This window comes from Caballeronia sp. AZ1_KS37 (genome assembly GCF_023631165.1).
In the GTDB taxonomy this organism is placed as follows: Bacteria; Pseudomonadota; Gammaproteobacteria; order Burkholderiales; family Burkholderiaceae; genus Caballeronia; species Caballeronia zhejiangensis.
Genome location: NZ_JALQDP010000048.1, coordinates 47,884 through 69,324 on the forward strand (window position 1 = coordinate 47,884; position 21,441 = coordinate 69,324).

Here is a 21,441-nt window from a genome sequence, read left to right on the forward strand (position 1 = left end):
ATGAACACGAACGACAGAAAGATCATGAAGCTCGACCGCGCCTCGATACTCGCGGACGCGCGCCGCGAACTCGACATGCCTTCGCGGCGTCTCTTCGGCAAGCGCATGCTGACGCTCGGCGGCCTGTCGCTGTTGACCGGCTGCTCCATCACCGATGAAGACTCGGTCAACACGTTCCTGACCGCCGTCTCGCGCCTGAACGATCGCGCGCAGGCGCTGCTCTTCGACCCGAAGCGTCTCGCGCCCACTTATACCGAAGCGCAGCTCACGCGACCGTTTCCGTTCAACGCGTATTACGGCATCGACGACGTGCCGCATGTCGATGGCGGCGACTATCGGCTGAAGGTGAGCGGCCTCGTCACGGGCAAGCGTGTGTGGACCTTGCCCGAGCTGTATGCGCTGCCTCACGCGGAGCAGATCACGCGGCACATCTGCGTCGAAGGCTGGAGCGCGATAGGGCGATGGGGCGGCACGCCGTTCTCCGAGTTTCTGCGTCGCGTGGGCGCGGACACGACCGCGAAATACGTCGGCTTTCGCTGCGCGGACGACTACTACGAAAGCATCGACATGCCGACCGCGCTGCATCCGCAGACCTTGCTCACGTTCGAATACGACGGCGAGCGTCTGCCCGCGAAATACGGTTATCCGATGAAGCTGCGCATGCCGACCAAGCTCGGCTACAAGAACCCGAAGCACATCGTCGAGATGTTCGTCACCAATACGTATCCGGGCGGCTACTGGGTCGACCAGGGCTACAACTGGTTCGGCGGTTCCTGATCGCCGCACCGCATTTTTTGCTTTTCAACCCACGAAGGAGATGCACCATGAAGCGACTGATGACCGTAGTGTTTGCAACCATGATGGCGCTCGGCGCTTCGTCCGCGTTCGCGCAGGCGAGCGGCGCGATGTCCAACGACGCCATGTCTCACGATGCCATGAGCAAAAACAGCATGTCTCACGACTCGATGAGCAAGGACGCGATGTCGCACGACTCGATGAAGAAGAGCGACAAGATGAAGAAGAACAACGCGATGGGCATGGACCATCCGGCTTCGGGCGCGATGTCGCAGTAAAAGCGAAGGCCGGGTGCGCGCCCGGCCTTGCTTACCCGTGATTAATCGGCGAGGAATTCCTTGATCGCCGCCGCGATCTGCGCCGCGTGCGTTTCGAGCGCGAAGTGGCCCGTATCGAAGAAGCGCACGTCCGCGTTCGGGATGTCGCGCTTGAATGCTTCCGCGCCCGGCGGCAGGAAGAACGGATCGTTCTTGCCCCACACGGCGAGAAACTTCGGCCGATGCTCGCGGAAATACGCCTGAAACGCCGGATAAAGCGCGACGTTGTTGCGATAGTCGGCGAACAGATCGAGCTGCACTTCGTGCGCGCCGGGACGGTTCAGGTAGTAGTCGTCGAGCGAGTAACCATCGGGCGAAACCGCCGACGCATCGGGCACGCCGTGCGTGTATTGCCACTTCGTCGTGTCCTTCGTGAGCATCGCGCGCAACGCATCGCGATTCGTCTGCGTCGGCGTCTGCCAATACGCGCGGATCGGACTCCAGCCGTCGCTCAGTCCTTCCTCATAGGCATTGCCGTTTTGCGAAACGATCGCCGCGATGCGTTCCGGATGCTTCAGCGCGAGGCGGAAACCGGTCGGCGCACCGTAATCGAAGACGTAGACCGCATAGCGATCGAAGCCGACCCGTTCCGTGAAGCGGTCGATCACGCCGGCGATGTTATCGAACGTGTATGCGAAGCTGTCGCGGCTCGGCATGTCGGAGAGGCCGAAACCGGGAAGATCGGGCGCGACGATATGAAAGCGGTCGGCCAGGAGCGGAATCAGGTCGCGAAACATGTGGCTGGAACTGGGAAAGCCATGCAGCGAGAGCAGCTTCGGCGCGTCTGCCGGACCGGCTTCGCGATAGAACACGTTGAAACCGTCGACGTCGATATGGCGATGAGCAATGGTGGACATGGTTGTTTCTCCGCGAGTGAGGGCGTTCGTTCGTGTAACCGTTAAACGTCTGTGATGAAGGTTACTTATCGACTGGGTAACTTGTCAAGTGCGTTTTTAGCGGTTACGATGAAGTCATCCTAGAAACACCGCTGGACCGAAGAAATGGAATACCGCTCACTTCCCGCATTCTTCGTGGCTGACGCGCCCGGCCTCGACTTTCTCAACTCGGTTGCCACGCCGGTCGATGAACCCGTCGACTGGCTCGCCGACGGCGAAGGCTTTTTGTCATGGCTCGAACAGGCGAGCCTCGTGCCCGCCGACGTGCTTGCGCACATGCGTTCGCAAATCGCACCCGCCGAACTCGACGACGTTGCGGCGAAGGCGCGCGGCTTGCGCGAATGGTTCAGATCGTTCGTGCAGAAGAACAAGGGGCGGCCGCTTGCGGCTAAAGACCTGCGCGAACTGGAAGCGCTGAACACCGTGCTGAAGCGCGATGAACAACACGGCGCGATCGTCGCGGATGCGAGCGCTTCGAGCGGGCTTGCATTCGCGATGCAGCGCCGCTATCCGACGGCCGAGTCGCTGCTGATGCCGATTGTCGAGGCGCTCGCGAAACTCGTCTGCGAAGAGGATTTCGCCTACGTCAAAGCGTGCGAAGGTCCGACATGCACGCTGCTATTCGCCGATCACACGCGCGGTCACGCTCGCCGCTGGTGCAGCATGGCCAGTTGCGGGAACCGCGCGAAAGTCGCCGCGCATCGCGCGCGGCTCAGGGAAGGAAAGGGCGGTTGAGTTCTAATGGCGTGACGCGAGATCGAAGGTCCGGCCCCTGCTCGAGGTTACCGGACGCCGGGACAAGGTCGCGCACTCATTGTTCGCCGCAGGTCTGGAGCTCTGGTGTCGCGTGCGACGGTTCACTGGATCGGCGGCACCACGCCGAGCTTTTCGGCCAGCATTCTCTCGTAGACTCCGAAGTGCAGATCGACCTCTTCCTGCGTGACCACCGTCACGGAAATATTGATCTTCGTGGGCTGCAGGCCGAGGACCGTCGCGATCGCCACCTCCAGTTGCGGCGCACATAACCGGTCGTCGGCGAACGTGGTGCCGACGGCAATCTCGTAAGCAGATTCCTGCTGGAAGACGACTTCAACGAGCCGCGCACGCGCGCTCATGTTGCTGTCGATCGCCAGCCGGATGACCTCGACCGCCGTACGCATCGTCTCGGTCGGAAAACCCCTTGTCGAGCGCAGCCGGATTCGGTGCCGGCCCAGGGTCAGCCAATCGTATTCGAATTCCATGATGTCCTCGCATGGTCCGTCGGGAGCGTCGTGAAGATAGGGTGCGGGCATTCCAATTCAAGAGCGGAAAGTCGCAAAAATCCCCTTGAAATTTCCGCTCGGGATCCTATCTTGAATTCCGCTCAGGCAGTCGCGCCAGCAGTCCGGCGCGCTGCGTGTTTCGATTTGTTTGCCCGCAGCATGGCAGACGAACTGGAGCGCGTAGGCCGGTTCGTCTTCCTGCTGGTTTCAAGGAGGAAATGACCATGAGCGATCTCTACTTCGGGACCGACCTTTTCAGCGAGTTCGACCGTCTGCAACAGCAGATGGCGAGCCTCTTCGGCGGTTTCCCCTCCAGCATCCGTTCCGGGCGCTCGGGCGCCTTCCCGCAGGTCAACATCGGTTCGACCGACGACTCGATCGAGATCGTCGCGTTCGCGCCGGGTGTCGATCCGGCCAGCCTCGATGTATCGATCGACAAGGGGCTGCTGACCATCAGCGGCGAGCGCGGGAGCGCACAGCCGGAACCCGGCGACGACACGCGTACCTATGCGCAGGAGCGGTTCGTCGGCGCTTTCCGGCGCGTCATCGAACTGCCGCAGCACGCGGACCCGGACAAGGTCACTGCGCAGTACACCAATGGCTGCCTGACCGTGAGCATCGGCAAGCGGGAGACGTCGAAGCCGCGCGCCATCACGGTTCAATGAAACGCGTCGCAGAACGTAGGAGGACATCATGAACGACACGACCAAACTTGCCAGGAAAGACGACACGACGGTGGCTCGGCGCGACGACGAGCAGTCGCCACGCCGGATCACGCTGGCGCCGCCCGTCGACGTCTTCGAGGATAGCCAGGGCGTCACTCTGTGGGCGGATCTGCCCGGCGTGACGAAGGACCGGCTCGATGTGAAGGTCCACGACGGCAACCTGTACATCGAGGCCGAGGCGGTGGTGCCCACGCCGGCAGGACTGCGCCTGCAGCATGCGGAGATCCGCCAGCCTCATTTCGCGCGGGCGTTCTCGCTGGGGGCTGACTTCGACGCATCGAAAATCGATGCGAACCTGAAGAACGGCGTGCTGAAGCTGACGATACCGCGCCGCGACGAAGCCCGGCCGCGCCGAATCGAAGTGCGTACGAACTGAGGCCGGCGGGCGGGCAGCAACGACAGGAGAACGTGGGTGGCGGCCGTCTGCCGCCACCCTCCGACTGCGCAGACCCGGATGCGCACCGTCATCAAGGAGCGCTCGCGCGAACATACACGCGATTGCCGGCCATCGGCCAGGGCAGGCACCCAAGAAGCGCCTCTGTGGCGGGCGGAGATCGGGCGAGCCGGGCCGTTAGCTCAGTTGGTAGAGCAGCGGACTTTTAATCCGTTGGTCACTGGTTCGAATCCAGTACGGCCCATATCGGCATCACACGTCGCGGCTTTCGCCCAGGCAGGGCACGTTCTTTGCGCAGCAAGGGGCATTGCAAGGAGATCCCAGCATGACCCAGAAATCCGCCGATCCGCAAGACAACCCCAAATCGCACCCGACGTCGAACGCGGAAAAAGACCCCGCCGACTGGACCACAGGCGATGAGCCGATGACCGGCGCGCAGGCGTCTTACCTCAAAACGCTCTGCGAAGAAGCCAAGGAACCTTTCGACGAAACCCTGACGAAAGCCGACGCGTCCCGCCGCATCGACGAACTTCAGCAAAAGACGGGGCGCGGTAAATCAGGCTGACGGCACGCGTCCGAATCCGGCACGCGTGCCTAAATTTTCCGATTCTGCCGCCGTAAACGAGTCATGTCAGATCGTCTTCGGCCGGAAGAAGGCTTAACGAGCGCATGCGTGTCGACCTCATCACCCTTTACCTGTTAGCGATAGGAACGCTCCTCGCCAGCAGCGCGCTGACGCTCTGGGAGCGCCGGTCGTATCCGCGGCGCAGGCGCGAACTCGGCGTGCTCGCGGCCGGTTATGCGACGCTCGCGCTCGGCTGCGCCGCCGCGTCGATGCGGCACGGCGTGCCCGGCCTCCCCGGCGTCGTGGGGGCCGCGGTGTCGAATCTCATCATCGTCGGCGGGTATCTGCTCAATCTGCAAGGCGTCGCGCTCCTGAACGGACGCCGCTACGGCCGGTTCGCCGTCGGCATCCTGTCGATGCTCGCGCTCGCCTGGGCCATCGCGGGCAAGCGCGGCGAAGCGGTCATGTGGGCGTACATCAGCGCCATTCCCATTGCCGTGGTGTGCGGTCTGACTGCGCGCGAACTCCTCGGCACGCGGGATTCGAAATGGAAGCAGTCGCGCAACATCGCCGTGGCCGTCACGGGCGGCCACGCGCTCTTCTACGCATTCAGGGCCGCGATTCTGCCGTGGCTGGCGGCGTCGTTCGGACCGCAGTTGCTGGCGATCGCCGGTCAGGCGACGATGTATGAAGGCGTGCTCTATTCCGTCGTTCTGCCGATGACGCTCCTGCGCCTCGCGCGCGACGAAGCCCACGCCGATCTGCGACGCGAATCGCAGACCGATTACCTCACGGGTCTCGGCAACCGCCGATGGTTCTTCGAAGAAGGCGCACGCGTCATCCGCGAAAGCGACGCCTTTCCGCCGGCGTCGTGTCTCGCGCTCGACCTCGACCGCTTCAAGGCGATCAATGACCGCTTCGGCCACGAAGCCGGCGATGACGTACTGAAGTCGTTCGCGAAGATTCTGCGCAGCGTGCTCGGACGCGATGTGATCCTGGCGCGCATCGGCGGCGAAGAGTTTGCCGCGCTGTTGCCGGGGCACGAAAGCGCCCGCGCGAAAGACCTGGCCGAAGCCGTCGTTCGCCGCTTCGCGCAGACCGTCACGCGCACGGCGGGCGGCGTGGAGATCGAGGCGACGGTGAGTATCGGCATGGCGCGCATCGGCACCGATGAAGACACGCTGGAAAAAGTGCTCGCTGCCGCGGATCGCGCGCTCTACAGCGCAAAATCGCGCGGCGGCAACCGGCTTGAAATCGCGCGAGCCGCGACGGCCCGCGCGAATCTCGACGATGCGCCGGACCGCCGTCTGACGGCACTCTGAGCGTTCATTCGCCTGGGTCGAGAAGCCCGTTGCAACACCCGGACGATCACCGGCTGCTCAAGAGCTTGTCGAAGTCACGATCGAGTCCGGCCAACGATGAATCGATCGTCTTGCGCTTCTCGGCCACCCATGCGTCCTGCTGCGCGATCTTCGCTCTTGCCGCAGTCAGCATGCGTGCCATCTCGGCCGGTTGAGGCCCGCCGACGGTACGCCGGTTATCGACGATAGCCGCCGGATTCAGCGTCGAACGAAATTCCTCTTCGCTCATCGGCAGCACGCCGTTGCCGTAGCCTTTGGTCGTTTCGGCGTAGATGCGCTGCGCCTGATCGTAGGGGAAATCGCTGGGCTTGATATCGTTCGCTCGCGCGTATTCCACGACCTCCGACGCGAAGTGGTGGCCCAATCGGAAAGGCAGCTTGTATTTGCGCATCAGCACGTCGGCGACTTCCTGCGATGCGGTCCAGTCGCTGTTCAGTTCCTCCAGCGCCCGGCCCTGATCGATCACCAAAGCCTTGAGAATGTCGTCCCATTTGCGCAGGACGGTGATAGCGCTGTTCACCATTTCCTTGTTGTCCCTGACTTCCTTCGCGTCCGGCATGCCGGGCGGCAGATTGTGTGCGCGAATGACCGGTCCCATCGCGAGCGTGATGGCAGTCGATGCATACGCGCGTGTCGAATTCAGCAGGCCCGGATTGCGCTTCTGAGGCATCGCGCTGGAAACGTAGGTGTTGTTGCCGCCTTCCTGAAGCAGAATCCACGGACGCGGCTGCGCATATTGCGTCATGACGTCCTCGATGAAACTGCCCGCATGAAGCGCGATGCTCGTCACGATCGAGCCGACTTCTACCGGATGATCGACCGCGGCGATTTGATGCGCGTCGTAGGCGTTGTCGACGATGTCGGCGAAGCCCAGATATTGCGCCATGCGAACGCGGTCCAGCGGCCAGCTCGTGCCGTTCAGCACCGTGGTTCCCATCGGGCACAGATCGATGCGTGCGTACGCTTCGCGGATGCGCTGCGCGTCGCGATCGAGGGCGGCAGCGTAACCGAGCAGATAATGCCCGTAGCTGTTCGGCTGGGCGGCGACGCCATTGGTGTAATTCGGCACGATGGTGCGCTCGTGCTTTTGCGCCAGCGTCACGAGCGTCGCGGATGTCTTGTTCAACTGTTCGGCGAGGCGCAGCATATCGTCGCGCAAGATGGCGGCGCGATACGTGGCATGCATGTCCTGGCTGGAGCGCCCGGCGTGCAGCAGCGTCACATCCATTCCTGCGGCTTGAATCAGCAGCGGCTCGAATGTGATGACGGTGGAAGGGCGCTTGCCGCCGGGTTGATTGCCGTCGTGAATCACTTTGGCGAGGCCTGCCGCGATGCCGGGCACCAACGCCTTGTCCAGCAACCCTTCCTGACTATTGATGACCGCGGTAGCCTTGTTGATTTCGCCGAGCCAGTAAAACTCGTCGCGGTTCGTCGTCTGCTGGGCGCTCGCGGGCAACGCATGGAGAAGAATCGCGAAAGCGAGCGGAATTACCTTCTTTCTGAGCATGGTCTCGATTGTCCTTGTCGCTGCAGTGACAGCGTTTGTTCGAATAGCCGTTGCGCCGATAGCGAAGAGCGCATTCTAAACGCGGGCCTTTTCATCCATCATCGCAATCGATGAAGCGGGTCATCGCGGTGTCTCCTCGATCTCGCAAGCGCGGCGGGGTCATCGATGCGAATCTGGAACCCGAGCTTTCGCGCCGCTTTCGATGGCGCGCGCCGCCGATGCGCGCTTCGTAAAGCTAAAATTGCGGTTTTAGCCCGGAATACGTGCATGTCCTTCGCCTCGCTTGGCCTGATCGGTCCGTTATTACGTAATCTGCAGGACCTCGAATATCGGACACCTACGCCGGTGCAGGCGAAGGCGATTCCTGCCGTGCTCGGCGGCAAGGACGTCATGGCTGCGGCGCAGACCGGCACTGGCAAGACGGCGGGTTTTGCGCTGCCGCTGTTGCAACGGCTGGTGCAGCACGGTCCGCCGGTGTCCAGCAACCGGGCGCGCGTTCTGGTGCTGGTGCCTACGCGTGAGCTGGCAGAACAGGTGCTGCAGAGTTTCATCGAATACGGCAAAGGCCTCGACTTGCGATATCTGGCCGCCTACGGCGGTGTGAGCATCAATCCGCAGATGATGAAGTTGCGCAAGGGCGTCGATGTGCTCGTCGCCACGCCGGGCCGTTTGCTGGATCTCAATCGGCAGAACGCGGTGCAGTTCGATCAAGTGCAGACGCTCGTGCTGGACGAAGCCGACCGCATGCTCGATCTCGGCTTTGCGCGCGAACTCAACGCTGTCTTTGCGGCGTTGCCGACCGAGCGCCAGACGCTGCTGTTCTCCGCCACCTTCACCGACGATATCCGCGCGATGGCGGCGGGCATTCTGCGCGGGCCGGTCAATATCAGCGTCAGTCCGCCCAATGCGACGGCCAGCAAGATCAGGCAGTGGGTCGTGCCGGTGGACAAGAGAAACAAGCCTGATCTCTTCATGCATCTCGTGGCCGAGAACAACTGGGAACACGCGCTGGTGTTCGTCAAAACCCGCAATGGCGTGGATTATCTGGCGGCGATGTTGGATGAAGCGGGATACGCCGTCGACACCATTCACGGCGACAAGCCGCAGCCCGCGCGCTTGCGTGCGCTCGAGCGCTTCAAGACGGGCGAAGTGAGCATGCTGGTCGCCACCGACGTAGCCGCGCGCGGGCTGGATATCGATGACTTGCCGCTGGTGATCAACGTCGATCTGCCGATCGTCGCGCAGGACTATGTGCACCGTATTGGCCGTACCGGACGCGCGGGCGCCAGCGGTGTGGCGATGTCCTTGGTGTGTGCCGATGAAGCGCCGCAACTGGCCGCGATCGAAGCGCTGATCCGGCAAACGCTGCCGCGTGAAGAAGAGCCGGGTTTCGAGGCCGAACACCGCGTGCCGCAAACCAGCGCGACGGGCCAGATCATCAAGAAACCCAAAAAGCCGAAGAAGCCCAAAGTCGCGCCGGCCGCGACGTCCCGCGTTGCGACCGCGGACAAAGGCATGATCTCGCCTGGCAGCAATCCTTTCGGCGTGCAGAAGCCACGCGGCAAATCCGCCGGCAAGCCAGCGGCGGGGTCGCGCAAGCCCGCTGGTAAATCCGCTGATGGGCGAAGCAAACGGCGACCCTGATCCGGTGTGAACCTCAGCGTGGCGATAAACGACCGCTAGTGGCCGAGAGCAATCAGCGAGACCCGTGCCATGGGACGGCGGTCGAGCGTGACGTCACGGATGCGCCGCGCCGCCACGATCCGCTCTTCTTTAGCCTTTCGAATCCGCTGAACAACCAGCCGTTTTCGAGTCTGATCGCCGGATCGCGGTGCTGACGCTTGCCTTACGCTGATGACGTCGATGGTCGGCTTCCCGAAAGCCGCATCGGACACATCAAGCGCGGTTCATCGCCGCGCCCGCATCCTTATCGGTAAGGTCATCGTGAAGCCCATTCTTTTCACCGCCGCGGCGAGCGCGGCGTTTTCCCTGTGTCTGTCCGCGTGCGGCGGATCGACTCCGTCGACGTCGGGCGGCGTATACATGGGCCCGGTCGCGAACGCATCGGTGACCGTGCACGAGATCGCGGCCGACGGCACCGTCGCCGACAAGGCTTCCGCCGTCGCCACGACCGGCAGCGACGGCACGTTCAAGCTGACGGGCACGCTGCGCTATCCGCTGCTCGTGCGCGTGAAGGGCGGCAGCTTCGAGGAAGAAGCGAACGGCACGGCGACGACGCTCACCGGCGAACTCGACGCGGTCTATCTGAGCGCGCCTTCGCAGATGGTCGTCTCCGCGTATTCGAACGCGATCGTCGCCGATGCGCGCGCCGCGGGCGGTCTTATCGCGGGCAATATCGCGGCGGCTATGTCGCGCGTGAACGCGTTCGCCGGCGATATCGACGTGCAGCAAACCATGCCGGCACTCGTCGCGGCCGGCACGGCGTCGACGGTCACGGACAGCGCGAAGATGGCGCTCGCCCTCGGCGCGGAGTCCGAAAGCCGCACGGCCCACGGCAGCAGCATCGAGGCGAGCACGCAGGACATCGTCGCGCAGGCGGCCAACGGCGACACGCTGACGTCGTGTCACGCGGGCGCGGGCAACATCGCGGAAGACGGCACGGTGAGCGCGCCGGGCGGCGGCAACTGCTCGATCACGACGGGCGCGGCGACGTACATGTCGAATCCGCGCAACCGCTCGGGCATCACGTCGGTCGCACAGATCGAGCCGGTGATGCCAGGCGCGGTGCAGACCGCGAAGGGCAGCGCGAGCACGTGCGGCGACCGCGTCGCGCTTCTGACCGATAACCTCGCGCTCTTCGATGGCCGCCGAAACGACGTGCAGGCGAAGCTCACCGGCAAGCTGACGAAGACCAACTGGTCGACGCTCAAGACGCCGAGCAGCTGGGGGCCGCTCGCCGGCCAGTACGGCGCGATCCAGGCGCCCGCCGGGTGCGCGGATATCGGCACGTTCCAGCGTGAACTGGTGATCGCGGTCGAGAATTACTGGGTCGATCAGAACATCAACTATTGCCACCACCATATTCCAGGCTGGCTGCCGTTCGACGATTCGTCGGACGCCGATCCGAAATATCGCAACTCGTCCAAGGGCAGCACGTCGGGCGGAAAGACCGATCCGGCGCAGACGTACGGCATGACATGCACGGCGCAGCGCAGCGGCGTCGACGGCTCGCAGGTCGTGCAGCGCAAGGGCGAAACGAACGCGGCCGCGCTCGAGCCGGCGCAGATTCAGTGGCACGGCGTCGACTGCTCCGACTTCACCGCGTGGGTCTACAACTTCGCGGGCTTGACCACGGACAATCGCGAAGTCGAAACCGGCATCACGACGCAGGCGTGCATGACGCCCGCGGGCGCCACGACGACGCCGAAATGGGCGGGCGTCAAGCAAATGGGCGTGTTGCTCGACATCAACCACGGCAATTTCGATGCGACGTCGAAGCTGCTGTTGCCGGGCGATCTGCTCTATATCACGCAGGCGCCGAAGAAGGTCAACGGCGTGACGGCGCCCGAAACGGCGACGTCGACGATCGCGTTGTCGCACGTCGTCACGTGGACGGGCAAGACGTGGTCGCAGTTGCGCAACGGGCCGGACGGCTGGCGCTACGATCCGGCGCACATCGGCGAGCCGGGTTCGCGTCTGGGCGGCGATCTCGCGTACATCCTCAACGACGACGACGTCGAGGCCGCGCTGAAGCGTCTCGATCCGTACATGATCATCGACAGCCATTACGCGGGTCCGGCGTATCGCCCGTTCTACGGCTGGTATCGCGGCAGCGTGTCGAACGCGCGACGCATCATCGATGCGGACGCGGCCCGCGCGAACCCCGAGCTCGCCGATCTGATCATCGAGCAACGTTCGACGCGCGCGGCCACGACGACCACGCTCGGCCAGATCGTGCTGGCGTCCAATCGCGGTCTCAAGAACGGCTACACGCTGCAGTACACGCAAGGCAGCAACGGCGCGATCGCGGACTGCGAACGCGTGGGCATCGCTAAATAAAGCGGCGTAAAAGCCGTCAAGCAACGGCGCGGCAAGACCACGGACAGTCGCCTCTTCGGCGCACTGCTGGACGTTTTTGGCCGCGCCGCTTCGGCTAGGCGAGGACGTCGCCGCGGCCGGATAGCGTGCGTTCGAGGCCGCCCTCACGAGCGACCCTGTGTACGCGCCAAGCTACGGACATTACTTCCCGTACATGTCGAAATCGAAGTACCGTGCTTCGATCTTGCGATAGGTTCCGTCGCGCAGCATTTCGGCGAGGGCGCCATTCAACGCCTCACGCAGTTCCGGATCCGATTTGCGCACGCCGGCGGCGTCGCCGTCGCCCATGATCTTCGCGTCATAGACCACATCGCCCGCGAATGCGAAACCCTTGCCCGCGGGCGTCGCCAGAAAACCCAGCTTGCCCTGCACGGCATCCATCAGCACCGCATCGACGCGGCCCGCCGTCAGATCGGCATACGCCTGGTCGTAGCTCGGATACGCGACCACTTCGACGCCGGACGATGCCCACTTTTCCCGCGCATAGGTTTCCTGCACCGTGCCTTGTTCGACGGCCACCCGCTTGCCGGCGAGCTTCGACGCGTCGGGCAGCAGATGCGCGCTCTCCTTGGCGATGAGGCGTGTCTGATTGCGGTACAGCCGGTCCGTGAAATCGATCTGCTCGCGGCGCTTCGCGTTCGCTGCCATCGATGACAGGATCACGTCGAACTTGCGCGCCTGCAGGCCGGGGATCAGGCCGTCGAAGCTGCTTTGCACCCAGACGCACTTCGCCTTGAGTTTCGCGCACAGTGCATTGCCGAGGTCGACGTCGAAGCCCACGACCTGACCGTCCTTCGCGACCGATTCGAACGGCGGATAGGTCGGGTCGACGCCGACGCGGATCGTGCTCCATTCCTTGGCCGATGCCATCGTGCTGACGGCCATCAGGGCGAGCGCGGCGGCGGTCAACATCGTCTTTGCGCGGGTGGTCTTCATTGGGGGCTCCGTGTGTGGGTGTCGTTTCGTCTGTCGTGGATGGATTCAACTGGGAAATTCGCCGCGTGCGAAGTCGTCGTCGAGCGCGATGGACTCGGCGATTTCATCGACCGTGACCGGCTTGATCGGCGCGCGGATGCGGTAGTAACCGACATCGCCGACCGCGCGCTCCTGCACCTGCGCGATCAGTTCGCCGACCGTCGTGCCGCACCATCGGCCCTGACACGGGCCCATGCCGCAGCGTGAGAATGCCTTCATCTGGTTGGGTCCCTGGCAGCCCAACGCCGCGATCGCGCGAATCTCGCCCGCGGTGACTTCCTCGCACCGGCACACGATCACGTCGTCGGCGGGACGGCGCAGCGCGGCGGGCGGCGCGTAGAGCGCATCGAGCAGCGGACGCACGGCGAGATGGCGTTTCATCGCAAGCCGCGCAGGACGGCTGCGTGCATCGCGCGCTGGCGCATCGAGCGCGCCGAGTTCGCGCGCGATATCGAGCGCCGCAAGCGTGCCCGCGTGCGCGGCGGCCTTCGCCCCGCCGATGCCCGCGCCATCGCCCGCGATCCACACGTTCTTCACGCTGCTGCGCCCGCGCGCATCGGTGCGAGGCCGCCAGCAGGCCGACGACGCATCCCATTCGTGCTCGCAAGCGAGCGCGCGCGACAGTTGCGTCGACGGAATCACGCCCTGATGCAGCAGCACGAGCGACGTGTCGATCGATCGGGACGCGCCTTGTTCATCGACGAAACGCACGCGTTCGACCCGTCCTTCGCCTTCGATCGAAAAAGCGCCAGCACGGCGATGCACCGGGATGCCCGCGCGCTTGACCGCGCGCATCATGCGCAGACCCTTGAGCAGATAGTCGGCGCCGGCGAGTGCGGGGAGCGCATGAGGCAGCGCGGCGCGCCAGGCATCGCGCGGTGTCGTGTCGATGATGGCCCGCACACGGCGTCCCGCATTCAGCAATTGCGATGCGAACAGCCACAAGAGCGGTCCGCAGCCGGCGAGCACGGCGTCTTGCGAGGGCGCCAATCCGGACGACTTCAGCAGCGTCTGCGCCGCGCCGACGCCCATCACGCCCGGCAAGGTCCAGCCGCGCACGGGCCACGGACGCTCCTGCGCGCCGGTCGCGACGAGCACCGCGCGCGCCGAAACGTCGAGCGTGCCGCCGGGCTCGCCGTCGTGCGCGCGGCGCGTGAGCATGGCGACGGCGCGGCCGTTTCCGGACTCGATCTGCCATACGACGCAGCGCGCGAGATGGGTCGCGCCGCTGGCCTCGAAAGCGTCGATCAGCGCGCGTCCCGCGAGATAGTCGTCGCCGAGCACGGATGCATCCGCGAGCGGAGACCGCGACGCGTTGCGATAGATCTGTCCGCCGGGCGCTTCGCCTTCGTCCGCGACTAACACCTCGAGGCCCGCGCGGCGCGCGACGATCGCCGCCGACATGCCCGCAGGCCCGGCGCCGATGATCAGCAGATCGCACTTCGACTGTGCCGGATGCCGTGTCATGCGAGTCTCGCCTTGCCGGGCATCGGACGCACACGCATGCCTTCGCGCACGCGCGTCATGCACGCCTGCACGTTCGGCACGCCGTCGATTTCGACCAGACAGTCGAAGCACACGCCCATCATGCAGAACGGTCCGCGCGGTGCGCCGCTGACCGGCGTGTTCCGGCACGCCAGCGTGCCGCTTTCCAGCAGCGCCGCCGCGACCGTGTAATGCGTCGGCACCTGCCGATGCGCGCCGTCGATGTCGATGCACACCAGCGGCGTCGACAGCGTGGCGAGGGATTCGAAGTGCGTGGGCATGTCTAATTCGAAAAGCGCGTGGCGACGAAAGGATGAAGAATCGCGGGCCGTGCGCCGCCCGCGATCCACGGTGCGATGACGTCCGCGTGCGCGGCGGCGAGCGTCACGCCGCTATGACAAATGGCGAGGAACGCGCCGGGATGCGCCGCCGATTCCTCGTAGACCGGCAGTCCGTCCGGCGTCATGATGCGCAACGCGCCCCATGCCCGCACGATGCGCGCATGCGCGAGTGCCGGAAACGCGGTGCGTGCGCGCCGGGCAATATCGGCCATGACGGCGCGTGTCTGGCCGTCGTCGAAGCCGACCTGCTCGGCGGAGTCGCCGAGGAGCACGGAGCCTTCGCGCGTCTGCCGCACGACCAGCGTCGGATAGTCGAGAAACGGCGCGAGCCGCTCGGTCACCATGATCTGACCGCGCAGAGGCGTGATCGGCGCGTTCATGCCGACCATCGGCGCGAGGCGCTTGTTGTCGAGGCCCGCGGCGAGCACGACGCGTCCGGCTTGCAGCATGCCGTGCGTCGTGTCGATCTCGAAGCGGCCCGCGCGAGGGCGAATCTCGCGCACCTCGCTATGCGGAAGATACGTGCCGCCGTGCGACGCAAAGGCCTGCTGCATGGCGCGCAGCGTGTAGAGCGGGCTCGCGTGGCCATCGTGCGGCGAATAGAGCGCGCCCGCAAGTTCGTCCGATGCCGAAGGCACACGCGCCTTGACCGCGTCGATGTCGAGCACTTCGTAGTCGAGCGATGCGTCCTGCGCATGAATCGATTGGAGCAGCTGCCGGCCGGCTTCGAGCTGCTCGGCCGTCTCGCACAACTCGATGCCGCCGGGCCGTTCGAATCCGGCGTCGATGCCCGTTTCGCGCTTCAATTGCGCGGCGAAAGCGCTCCAGCGCTCCGACGACTCGCGCGACCATTGCGCATACGGCAGGCATCGTCCGCCTTTGCCCTGCACCCAGACAAGGCCGAAATTGCCGCGCGCCGCGCGATGCGCGGAGTCGGCTCCGTCGCACACGGCAACGCGCCGGCCCGCACGCGCGAGCCCGTAGGCGATGGCCATGCCGACGAGTCCGCCGCCCGCGACCACGAGATCGAACAGGCGGCATGTGTTATGGGCGAGATCGACGTGCATGAATTGCGCTTTGTGCCTGCATTGATGTATCGAGACGCAACTTTCGGCGGATAAAAAACGCCCGTCAAATGCCGAATGATCGGTCATCTATAATTCAATGTTATGGAAATGTCCGAGCTCAAAATCCGGCAGATCGAAGCGTTTCGCGCGGTCATGCTTCGACACACCGTCACGCGCGCCGCCGAGTCGCTGCATATCTCGCAGCCCGCGGTGAGCCGTCTTATCGCCGATCTCGAAAGCCGCGTCGGTTTCGTGCTGTTCGAACGGCAGCAGGGGAGGCTTGCGCCCACGGCCGAAGCGCGCGTGCTGTTCGAGGAAGTGGAGCGCGCGTTCGTCGGACTGGACCGGATCACGCAGGCGGCCCACCAGATTCGCGCGATGCGACGCGGTTCGCTGCGCGTGGCAGGGTCGCCCGCCGTCGCGCTCGATCTGCTGCCGGCGGTGATCGCGCGTTTCGTCGAGCAGCATCCGGGCATCGACGTGAGTCTGCTCGCGCACAGTGCGACGACGGTGGTCGACAAGGTTGCGTCCGGCCAGTGCGACGTGGGCCTGACCGCCGAGGCTATCCCGCATCCGGCCGTGAAGAGCGAGCGGCTTCCGAACGCGGTGATGCGATGTATCGTGCCGCGCGGGCATCGCCTGGCGCGCCGTGCATCGTTGAGTCCCGACGACCTGCGCGGCGAGCCCTTCGTTTCGTTTCCGCACAGCTTTGACGCCCGCGCCGCGATCGACCGCGTCTTCGTGGAAGCGGGCGTGACACGCAATCTCCTGATCGAGGCGCAGTTATCGCAAGCGATCGTGGCGCTGGTCGCCAATCGAGCGGGAGTCGCGCTCATCGACCCGGTGACGGCGGCCTACGCACGGCAACGTGTGGCGGTGAAGCGTTTCGCGCCTGCCGTGCACGATCATTTTTATATCGTGACGAATGCCTCCCGGCCCGTTCCCGTTGTGGCCGACGCGTTTTGCGACGCCGTGCGGGAGGCCTTCGGACGGGTTGTCGCTGAGGTCTGACTTCATGCGGAACTCGCCCCGGTTTCATCCGTGATGGATGTCGAGACCCGCGCACGCTCATCACCGTGCAGCGACTGCCGCATCAGCCGCCAAGACGTCCGTAGCGAATCGAAACGTCAAGAATCTTAACGGTCCGCCGTTCCAACGTCTTGCAAAATCGCCCGAAGCCCCGCCCGACGGGGCTTCGGCGCATATGGCCCGGACCTTGCCTTATTGGCGGCTACACAACCCGGAGCCGCACATGATCGAACGAGGCCGAGCCGCCACGCTCACCCACACCGTCACATCCGCGGATCTCGCATCCGCCCACGCGCGCGACGCGTACGAGCGCTACCCCGACGTGCTGTCCACGCCCGCGCTCCTGTCGCTGATCGAGCGCGCTTCTGCCGATGTGCTGCGCGACGCCATCGGTGACGGGCAACTGTCCGTCGGCGTGACGACGCATCTCAACCATCTCGCGCCGACGCCGCTCGGCGCCGAAGTATCCGCGACCGCGACCTTCCGCGACATCGACGGCGCGCTGTACTGGTTCGACATCGTCGCCACCGATGCGGGCGGGCCGATCGGCACCGCGAGCCACGCGCGGGCGATCGTCGAGCGGTCCGCGATCGAAGCACGCGCCGCCAAACGCCGCCGCGCCGAATAACGCCAACACGACAGAGGACCACACATGAACGTAGCAGTTCATTCGCCGGCGCGCGGCGTCTACTTCGACGAAGCGTTCGAGACGCTCCCGCTCGACGAAGTGCGGCGTCATCAGGATGCGTTATGGGCGTCTCACTGGCCGTATCTGCGCGCGATGTCCGCGTTCTATCGCACGAAGCTCGAGCGCTGGGCCGGCCGCGACGACATCACGCTCGACACGCTGCAGGAGATGCCCTTCACCGAGAAGGACGACTTGCGCGTAAGCCAGGAGAACGCGTCGCCGTATGGCGATTACGTCGCGTGCACGGAGAGCGGCATCGCGCGGCTGCATCGTACGTCGGGGACGACGGGACGGCCGCTGATCCTCGCCAACAGCGCGCGCGATGCCGCGGATATCGCCCGCGTCGGCGCGCGCTCGATGTGGGCGGCGGGACTGCGCCCGGAGCATCGCGTCGTGCACTGCCTCAACTACTGCATGTGGACGGGCGGCTTCACCGATCACACGATTCTCGAAGCCGCCGGCGCGACCGTCGTGCCGTTCGGCGTCGGCAACACGCGGCTTCTGATCGATTCGATCCTGAATCTCGGCATCGACGCGATTTCGTGCACGCCGTCTTATCCGGCGCTGATCGAGCAGGTGCTGCGCGAGACCGGCGGCCCCGCGCCGCGCGATCTCGGGCTGAAGCTCGGGCTTTTCGGCGGCGAGGCCGGTCTCGACAATCCGGAGTTGCGCGCCGCGATGGAGGAGAAGTGGGGCTTCGCGGTGCGCAATGCGAACTTCGGCCTTTCGGAAGTGCTGAGCATTCTCGGCGGGCAAACGGACTGGACGACCGATCTGCTGTATCACGCGGCGGACGTGGTGTTCGCCGAGATCATCGATCCGCACACGCTCGCGCGTCTGCCGATCGAAGCCGGCACGACGGGCGAACTCGTCTGCACGCATCTGCGCAAGCAGTGCCAGCCGCTCGTGCGTTATCGCACGCGCGACGTCGTCACGGTGACGGCCACCGACGCCGGCCCCGATGGCCGCAGCGCCTGGCGCTTTCGCGTGACGGGCCGCACCGACGACATGTTCAACGTGCGTGGCGTCAACGTGTTCCCGGGCGCGGTGCGGCTCGCGGTCGAGGCGTTGCCGCAATGGGCGTCGGGCATGTTTCGCATCGTGCTGAAAGGGCCGGGGCCATACGACCGCATCGCGATGACGGTCGAGGCCGCGAACGGCTTGCCCGTCGCACGCTGGAACGATGCCGCCGCGCGCATCGAGGCGGCCGTGCGCGAACGCATCGGCGCGAGCGCGGCTGTGACCATCGTCCCGTTCGAGCACTTTCCGCGCACCGAAGGCAAGACACGCTGGATCGACAGGGAGCCCGCATGAGCTACGTCAGGACACGCACGGAAGGACCGCTTCGGGTGGTGACGCTCGACCGCCCGGAGCGCATGAACGCGATCGGCGGCGCGCTGCTCGACGATCTGCACGAGGCGCTGCAAGAAGCGAACGACGACCCCTCGTGCCGCGTCATCGTGCTGACGGGCGCGGGCCGCGCGTTCTGCGCGGGCGACGATCTCAAGGAGTTCGGCGAGCAGAGCGCGACTGACGCAAGCATTCGTCTGCATATCGAGCGCATTCAGCGCATCACGCGCGATCTGATGTTCAACGCGAAGCCCGTCGTCGGCGCGGTGCATGGCTTTGCCGTCGGCGGCGGCTTCGAATGGATGCTCAATTGCGACATGGTCGTGGCGTCCGACGATCTCGTCGCGTTCTTTCCGGAGATGGCGTGGGGCCAGTTCGTCACGGGCGGCGTCACGCATTTGCTGCCGCAGGCGCTCGGCCATCAACGCGCAATGGAATTGTGGCTGCTCGGCGAGCGGCAAAGCGCGCAATCGCTGATGTCGATGGGACTCGTCAATCGCGTCGTGCCACGCGACGCCATGCTCGATACGTCGATCGCGCTGGCCTCGCGCATCGCGGAGCAATCGCCGGGATCCATCGCGCGGCTGAAGCGCCTCGTCACCACGCAATTGAGCGAATCGCTCGCACGGAGTCTCGAACTCGAGTTCGACGCGACGATCGACGCCTTCGCCGATCCCGACGCCGCCGAACGCGTCAAGCAGTTCGCCACGAGAAAGGAGCGCGCGCAATGAACCCCAAAGCCTTGACGTTCGATTACTTCGGCACGCTCGTCGATGTGGATCGCGGCGGCACGCTCGGCATCGCGGAAGTGTTGCGGCGTCTGTCGATCGAGACCGGCGACGCGATGTTCGACATCTATCTCGACTGGGATATTCGCAATGTGCGGCTGTATCGCGGGCAGGCGTATGCGCGTTACCGCGACGTGGCGGGCGAGGCGCTCGCCGCCGTGCTCGATGCGCGCTGGCCCGGCGCGCGCAAGGGCCACGCGCTGGACGAGCTGACCGACCTGTTTCTCGCGCATCTCGTCGAGGCGTCGCCCGCGCATGAGGACGCCGAGCCGTTTCTCGACTGGGCGGCGTCGCGCTATCCGCTGATGCCGATCACCAACATGGACAGCGACCTGTGGCGGCGCACGCAGCTCACCCGCTACTTCGAGCATGTGACGACGGCCGAGATGGCGCAGGCGTACAAGCCGTCCGAGGCGATCTTCAGGCTGGCGCTCGACCGCCTCGCGCTGCCGGCGCATGACGTGTTGCACTGCTCGCTCGCGAGCTGGGCCGACATCGACGGCGCGAAGCCGCTCGGCATGGCGGTCGCATGGATCAATCGCGGCGCGGACACGCTCGGCGCGTGGCAGCCGCGCCCGGATTTCGAGTTCGACACCTTGTCGCCGGTACGGGACCTTCTTGAGAATCTGACACTCACTGCGACGGGAGAATCACGATGAAACCGATGAAGACGGCAATCACGTTCATTGCATGCGCGGCGATGCTATGCGGCGCGGCGCATGCGCAGGAAGTCGTGAAGATCGGCGTGGCCGGCCCGCTGACCGGCAGTGCGGCGTCGAGCGGCAAGGACGACGAGCGGGGCGTGCGACTCGCCATCGACGAATTGAACGCGAAGGGCTTCGCAATCGCCGGCAAGCCGGTGAAATTCGAGCTGATTTCGATGGACGATCAGGGCGATCCGAAGGTCGGTGTGAACGTCGCTCAGAAGCTCGTCGACGATGGCGTGTCGGCGGTCATCGGCCATTACAACTCGGGCGTGAGCATTCCGGCGGCGCGCATTTACAACGACGCCAAAGTCGTGATGATGACGGGCGCCTCTTCGAACCCGGATCTCACGCATCTCGGCTATCCGTACGTGTTCCGCCTCGCCACCAACGACAACGTGATGGGCGGGCGCATGGCGGTCTATGCGTCGAAAGTGCTGGGCGCGCAACGCGCCGCCGTCATCGACGACCGCACCGCCTACGGCACGGGCGTCGCGGACGTGTTCATCAAGACAGCGCAGAAGGAAGGCTTGCAGATCGTCGCGCGCGAGTACAGCACCGACAAGGCGACCGACTTCAAGGCCATTCTCACGCAGATCAAATCGCGCAATCCGCAGGTCGTGTTCTACGGCGGCTATTACGCGCAGGCCGCGACGCTCGCGCGGCAAATGAGCGAGCTCGGCCTGAGCGCGACGCTCGTCGGCGGCGACGGCATCTGTTCGCCCGAATTCGACAAGCTCTCGGCGGGCGTCGCGGACAAGCGCATGTTCTGCGCGCAAGGCGGCGCGCCGCTCGACACGCTGCCCGGGGGCAAGACCTTCCGCGCGAAGTTCAGGAATGCGTTCAGCGCCGATGTCGATACCTACGCGCCCGCGTTCTATGCGGCGACGCTCGTCGTCGCGGATGCGATGCGCAAGGCGGGATCGGCGAAACCGGAGGTATTCGTGAAGGCGCTGCGCGATCAGTCGTTCGACAGCATTCTGGGCCCCGTCAAGTTCGATTCCAACGGCGACTGGATCGATGCGCCTGTCACGGTGTACCGGCTGAACAGCGGGGCGCTCACGGCGATCGCACAGAAGGACTGAGCGCGCGATGCCGCGATGCGCGGGGCGGCGGGATTTTGTCCTGTTACA

General features: G+C 65.0%; 22 protein-coding genes and 1 tRNA gene. 16 read left to right on the forward strand and 7 right to left on the reverse strand.

What is annotated here, in order from left to right; all coding sequences use genetic code 11:
* Both NCS00_RS32605 and NCS00_RS32610 read left to right on the forward strand, forming a co-directional pair.
* Positions 1-777 carry a molybdopterin-dependent oxidoreductase gene (locus tag NCS00_RS32605; RefSeq protein WP_175982154.1) on the forward strand — a complete coding sequence of 259 codons (777 nt, stop codon included), beginning with the start codon at positions 1-3 and terminating at the stop codon, positions 775-777.
* 47 nt (positions 778-824) lie between these two features.
* Positions 825-1,073, forward strand: a complete 249-nt coding sequence (locus NCS00_RS32610; RefSeq protein ID WP_250442215.1) for a pentapeptide MXKDX repeat protein — start codon at positions 825-827, stop codon at positions 1,071-1,073.
* 41 nt (positions 1,074-1,114) lie between these two features.
* Here the strand turns inward: NCS00_RS32610 and NCS00_RS32615 are convergent, their stop codons facing one another.
* The gene (locus NCS00_RS32615) at positions 1,115-1,969 is read right to left on the reverse strand and encodes an alpha/beta fold hydrolase (RefSeq protein ID WP_250442216.1); all 855 of its coding nucleotides are present in this window, start codon (positions 1,967-1,969) and stop codon (positions 1,115-1,117) included.
* A gap of 144 nt (positions 1,970-2,113) precedes the next feature.
* Between NCS00_RS32615 and NCS00_RS32620 the strand changes: the two genes are divergently transcribed.
* Complete coding sequence (locus tag NCS00_RS32620; protein ID WP_250442217.1) at positions 2,114-2,743, forward strand: CGNR zinc finger domain-containing protein; 630 nt, start codon at positions 2,114-2,116, stop codon at positions 2,741-2,743.
* A gap of 122 nt (positions 2,744-2,865) precedes the next feature.
* On the opposite strand, the gene NCS00_RS32625 is transcribed toward NCS00_RS32620, so the two are convergent.
* Complete coding sequence (locus NCS00_RS32625; RefSeq protein WP_033535688.1) at positions 2,866-3,249, reverse strand: hypothetical protein; 384 nt, start codon at positions 3,247-3,249, stop codon at positions 2,866-2,868.
* Between the two features lie 245 nt (positions 3,250-3,494).
* Here NCS00_RS32625 and NCS00_RS32630 point away from each other — a divergent pair, with 245 nt between their 5' ends.
* From NCS00_RS32630 to NCS00_RS32650, 5 genes are all read left to right on the forward strand, one after another.
* Positions 3,495-3,935 (forward strand): Hsp20/alpha crystallin family protein, encoded by a 441-nt coding sequence (locus NCS00_RS32630; protein WP_250442218.1) that lies wholly within the window; start codon positions 3,495-3,497, stop codon positions 3,933-3,935.
* Between the two features lie 28 nt (positions 3,936-3,963).
* On the forward strand, positions 3,964-4,371 hold the full coding sequence (locus tag NCS00_RS32635; protein WP_008345656.1) for an Hsp20/alpha crystallin family protein: 408 nt from the start codon (positions 3,964-3,966) through the stop codon (positions 4,369-4,371).
* A 189-nt stretch (positions 4,372-4,560) separates the two neighbouring features.
* Positions 4,561-4,633: transfer RNA gene (locus tag NCS00_RS32640), tRNA-Lys, on the forward strand.
* 81 nt (positions 4,634-4,714) lie between these two features.
* The gene (locus tag NCS00_RS32645) at positions 4,715-4,954 is read left to right on the forward strand and encodes a DUF3072 domain-containing protein (protein WP_008345654.1); all 240 of its coding nucleotides are present in this window, start codon (positions 4,715-4,717) and stop codon (positions 4,952-4,954) included.
* Between the two features lie 104 nt (positions 4,955-5,058).
* Positions 5,059-6,276 carry a GGDEF domain-containing protein gene (locus tag NCS00_RS32650; protein ID WP_008345652.1) on the forward strand — a complete coding sequence of 406 codons (1,218 nt, stop codon included), beginning with the start codon at positions 5,059-5,061 and terminating at the stop codon, positions 6,274-6,276.
* A 46-nt stretch (positions 6,277-6,322) separates the two neighbouring features.
* Here the strand turns inward: NCS00_RS32650 and NCS00_RS32655 are convergent, their stop codons facing one another.
* A complete protein-coding gene (locus NCS00_RS32655) occupies positions 6,323-7,822 on the reverse strand; it encodes an argininosuccinate lyase (RefSeq protein WP_250442219.1) in 1,500 nt (499 codons plus the stop codon).
* A gap of 267 nt (positions 7,823-8,089) precedes the next feature.
* Between NCS00_RS32655 and NCS00_RS32660 the strand changes: the two genes are divergently transcribed.
* Positions 8,090-9,466 carry a DEAD/DEAH box helicase gene (locus NCS00_RS32660; RefSeq protein ID WP_250442220.1) on the forward strand — a complete coding sequence of 459 codons (1,377 nt, stop codon included), beginning with the start codon at positions 8,090-8,092 and terminating at the stop codon, positions 9,464-9,466.
* A gap of 279 nt (positions 9,467-9,745) precedes the next feature.
* Positions 9,746-11,842 carry a hypothetical protein gene (locus tag NCS00_RS32665; RefSeq protein ID WP_502801620.1) on the forward strand — a complete coding sequence of 699 codons (2,097 nt, stop codon included), beginning with the start codon at positions 9,746-9,748 and terminating at the stop codon, positions 11,840-11,842.
* Between the two features lie 180 nt (positions 11,843-12,022).
* Here NCS00_RS32665 and NCS00_RS32670 read toward each other — a convergent pair whose 3' ends face one another.
* From NCS00_RS32670 to NCS00_RS32685, 4 genes are read right to left on the reverse strand one after another with little or no spacing between them, the layout of a single operon-like run.
* Positions 12,023-12,817 (reverse strand): ABC transporter substrate-binding protein, encoded by a 795-nt coding sequence (locus NCS00_RS32670; RefSeq protein ID WP_175982149.1) that lies wholly within the window; start codon positions 12,815-12,817, stop codon positions 12,023-12,025.
* A gap of 45 nt (positions 12,818-12,862) precedes the next feature.
* Complete coding sequence (locus tag NCS00_RS32675) at positions 12,863-14,323, reverse strand: NAD(P)/FAD-dependent oxidoreductase (protein ID WP_250442222.1); 1,461 nt, start codon at positions 14,321-14,323, stop codon at positions 12,863-12,865.
* Positions 14,320-14,622: a (2Fe-2S)-binding protein gene (locus tag NCS00_RS32680; protein WP_250437886.1), complete on the reverse strand. Its 303-nt coding sequence runs from the start codon at positions 14,620-14,622 to the stop codon at positions 14,320-14,322. The genes NCS00_RS32675 and NCS00_RS32680 overlap by 4 nt, the downstream gene beginning before the upstream one ends.
* Before the next feature lie 2 nt (positions 14,623-14,624).
* Entirely contained in the window at positions 14,625-15,749 is a 1,125-nt protein-coding gene (locus NCS00_RS32685) for an NAD(P)/FAD-dependent oxidoreductase (RefSeq protein WP_250442223.1), read from the reverse strand.
* A 102-nt stretch (positions 15,750-15,851) separates the two neighbouring features.
* Here NCS00_RS32685 and NCS00_RS32690 point away from each other — a divergent pair, with 102 nt between their 5' ends.
* The 6 genes from NCS00_RS32690 to NCS00_RS32715 all read left to right on the forward strand — a co-directional run bounded on the left by NCS00_RS32690 (position 15,852) and on the right by NCS00_RS32715 (position 21,393).
* Positions 15,852-16,760 (forward strand): LysR substrate-binding domain-containing protein, encoded by a 909-nt coding sequence (locus NCS00_RS32690; protein WP_250442224.1) that lies wholly within the window; start codon positions 15,852-15,854, stop codon positions 16,758-16,760.
* A gap of 241 nt (positions 16,761-17,001) precedes the next feature.
* Entirely contained in the window at positions 17,002-17,406 is a 405-nt protein-coding gene (locus NCS00_RS32695) for a thioesterase family protein (RefSeq protein ID WP_250442225.1), read from the forward strand.
* A 24-nt stretch (positions 17,407-17,430) separates the two neighbouring features.
* Positions 17,431-18,780 carry a phenylacetate--CoA ligase family protein gene (locus tag NCS00_RS32700; RefSeq protein WP_008345635.1) on the forward strand — a complete coding sequence of 450 codons (1,350 nt, stop codon included), beginning with the start codon at positions 17,431-17,433 and terminating at the stop codon, positions 18,778-18,780.
* Positions 18,777-19,547 carry an enoyl-CoA hydratase/isomerase family protein gene (locus NCS00_RS32705; protein ID WP_250442226.1) on the forward strand — a complete coding sequence of 257 codons (771 nt, stop codon included), beginning with the start codon at positions 18,777-18,779 and terminating at the stop codon, positions 19,545-19,547. Before NCS00_RS32700 ends, NCS00_RS32705 begins: the two co-directional genes overlap by 4 nt.
* Positions 19,544-20,263, forward strand: coding sequence for an HAD family hydrolase (locus NCS00_RS32710; protein WP_008345631.1), 720 nt, complete (start codon positions 19,544-19,546; stop codon positions 20,261-20,263). Before NCS00_RS32705 ends, NCS00_RS32710 begins: the two co-directional genes overlap by 4 nt.
* Complete coding sequence (locus NCS00_RS32715) at positions 20,260-21,393, forward strand: branched-chain amino acid ABC transporter substrate-binding protein (protein ID WP_250442227.1); 1,134 nt, start codon at positions 20,260-20,262, stop codon at positions 21,391-21,393. Before NCS00_RS32710 ends, NCS00_RS32715 begins: the two co-directional genes overlap by 4 nt.
* The last annotated feature ends 48 nt before the right edge of the window (positions 21,394-21,441 follow it).

What these genes read in the sequence shown, in the direction of transcription:
- NCS00_RS32630 (WP_250442218.1), top strand. Translation starts at nt 3,495, where the DNA reads ATGAGCGATCTCTACTTCGGGACCGACCTTTTCAGCGAGTTCGACCGT.
- NCS00_RS32660 (WP_250442220.1), top strand. Translation starts at nt 8,090, where the DNA reads ATGTCCTTCGCCTCGCTTGGCCTGATCGGTCCGTTATTACGTAATCTG.
- NCS00_RS32685 (WP_250442223.1), bottom strand. Translation starts at nt 15,749, where the DNA reads ATGCACGTCGATCTCGCCCATAACACATGCCGCCTGTTCGATCTCGTG.
- NCS00_RS32670 (WP_175982149.1), bottom strand. Translation starts at nt 12,817, where the DNA reads ATGAAGACCACCCGCGCAAAGACGATGTTGACCGCCGCCGCGCTCGCC.
- NCS00_RS32650 (WP_008345652.1), top strand. Translation starts at nt 5,059, where the DNA reads ATGCGTGTCGACCTCATCACCCTTTACCTGTTAGCGATAGGAACGCTC.
- NCS00_RS32715 (WP_250442227.1), top strand. Translation starts at nt 20,260, where the DNA reads ATGAAACCGATGAAGACGGCAATCACGTTCATTGCATGCGCGGCGATG.
- NCS00_RS32710 (WP_008345631.1), top strand. Translation starts at nt 19,544, where the DNA reads ATGAACCCCAAAGCCTTGACGTTCGATTACTTCGGCACGCTCGTCGAT.
- NCS00_RS32610 (WP_250442215.1), top strand. Translation starts at nt 825, where the DNA reads ATGAAGCGACTGATGACCGTAGTGTTTGCAACCATGATGGCGCTCGGC.
- NCS00_RS32690 (WP_250442224.1), top strand. Translation starts at nt 15,852, where the DNA reads ATGGAAATGTCCGAGCTCAAAATCCGGCAGATCGAAGCGTTTCGCGCG.
- NCS00_RS32645 (WP_008345654.1), top strand. Translation starts at nt 4,715, where the DNA reads ATGACCCAGAAATCCGCCGATCCGCAAGACAACCCCAAATCGCACCCG.
- NCS00_RS32625 (WP_033535688.1), bottom strand. Translation starts at nt 3,249, where the DNA reads ATGGAATTCGAATACGATTGGCTGACCCTGGGCCGGCACCGAATCCGG.
- NCS00_RS32605 (WP_175982154.1), top strand. Translation starts at nt 1, where the DNA reads ATGAACACGAACGACAGAAAGATCATGAAGCTCGACCGCGCCTCGATA.
- NCS00_RS32655 (WP_250442219.1), bottom strand. Translation starts at nt 7,822, where the DNA reads ATGCTCAGAAAGAAGGTAATTCCGCTCGCTTTCGCGATTCTTCTCCAT.
- NCS00_RS32635 (WP_008345656.1), top strand. Translation starts at nt 3,964, where the DNA reads ATGAACGACACGACCAAACTTGCCAGGAAAGACGACACGACGGTGGCT.
- NCS00_RS32680 (WP_250437886.1), bottom strand. Translation starts at nt 14,622, where the DNA reads ATGCCCACGCACTTCGAATCCCTCGCCACGCTGTCGACGCCGCTGGTG.
- NCS00_RS32700 (WP_008345635.1), top strand. Translation starts at nt 17,431, where the DNA reads ATGAACGTAGCAGTTCATTCGCCGGCGCGCGGCGTCTACTTCGACGAA.
- NCS00_RS32705 (WP_250442226.1), top strand. Translation starts at nt 18,777, where the DNA reads ATGAGCTACGTCAGGACACGCACGGAAGGACCGCTTCGGGTGGTGACG.
- NCS00_RS32675 (WP_250442222.1), bottom strand. Translation starts at nt 14,323, where the DNA reads ATGACACGGCATCCGGCACAGTCGAAGTGCGATCTGCTGATCATCGGC.
- NCS00_RS32620 (WP_250442217.1), top strand. Translation starts at nt 2,114, where the DNA reads ATGGAATACCGCTCACTTCCCGCATTCTTCGTGGCTGACGCGCCCGGC.
- NCS00_RS32615 (WP_250442216.1), bottom strand. Translation starts at nt 1,969, where the DNA reads ATGTCCACCATTGCTCATCGCCATATCGACGTCGACGGTTTCAACGTG.
- NCS00_RS32695 (WP_250442225.1), top strand. Translation starts at nt 17,002, where the DNA reads ATGATCGAACGAGGCCGAGCCGCCACGCTCACCCACACCGTCACATCC.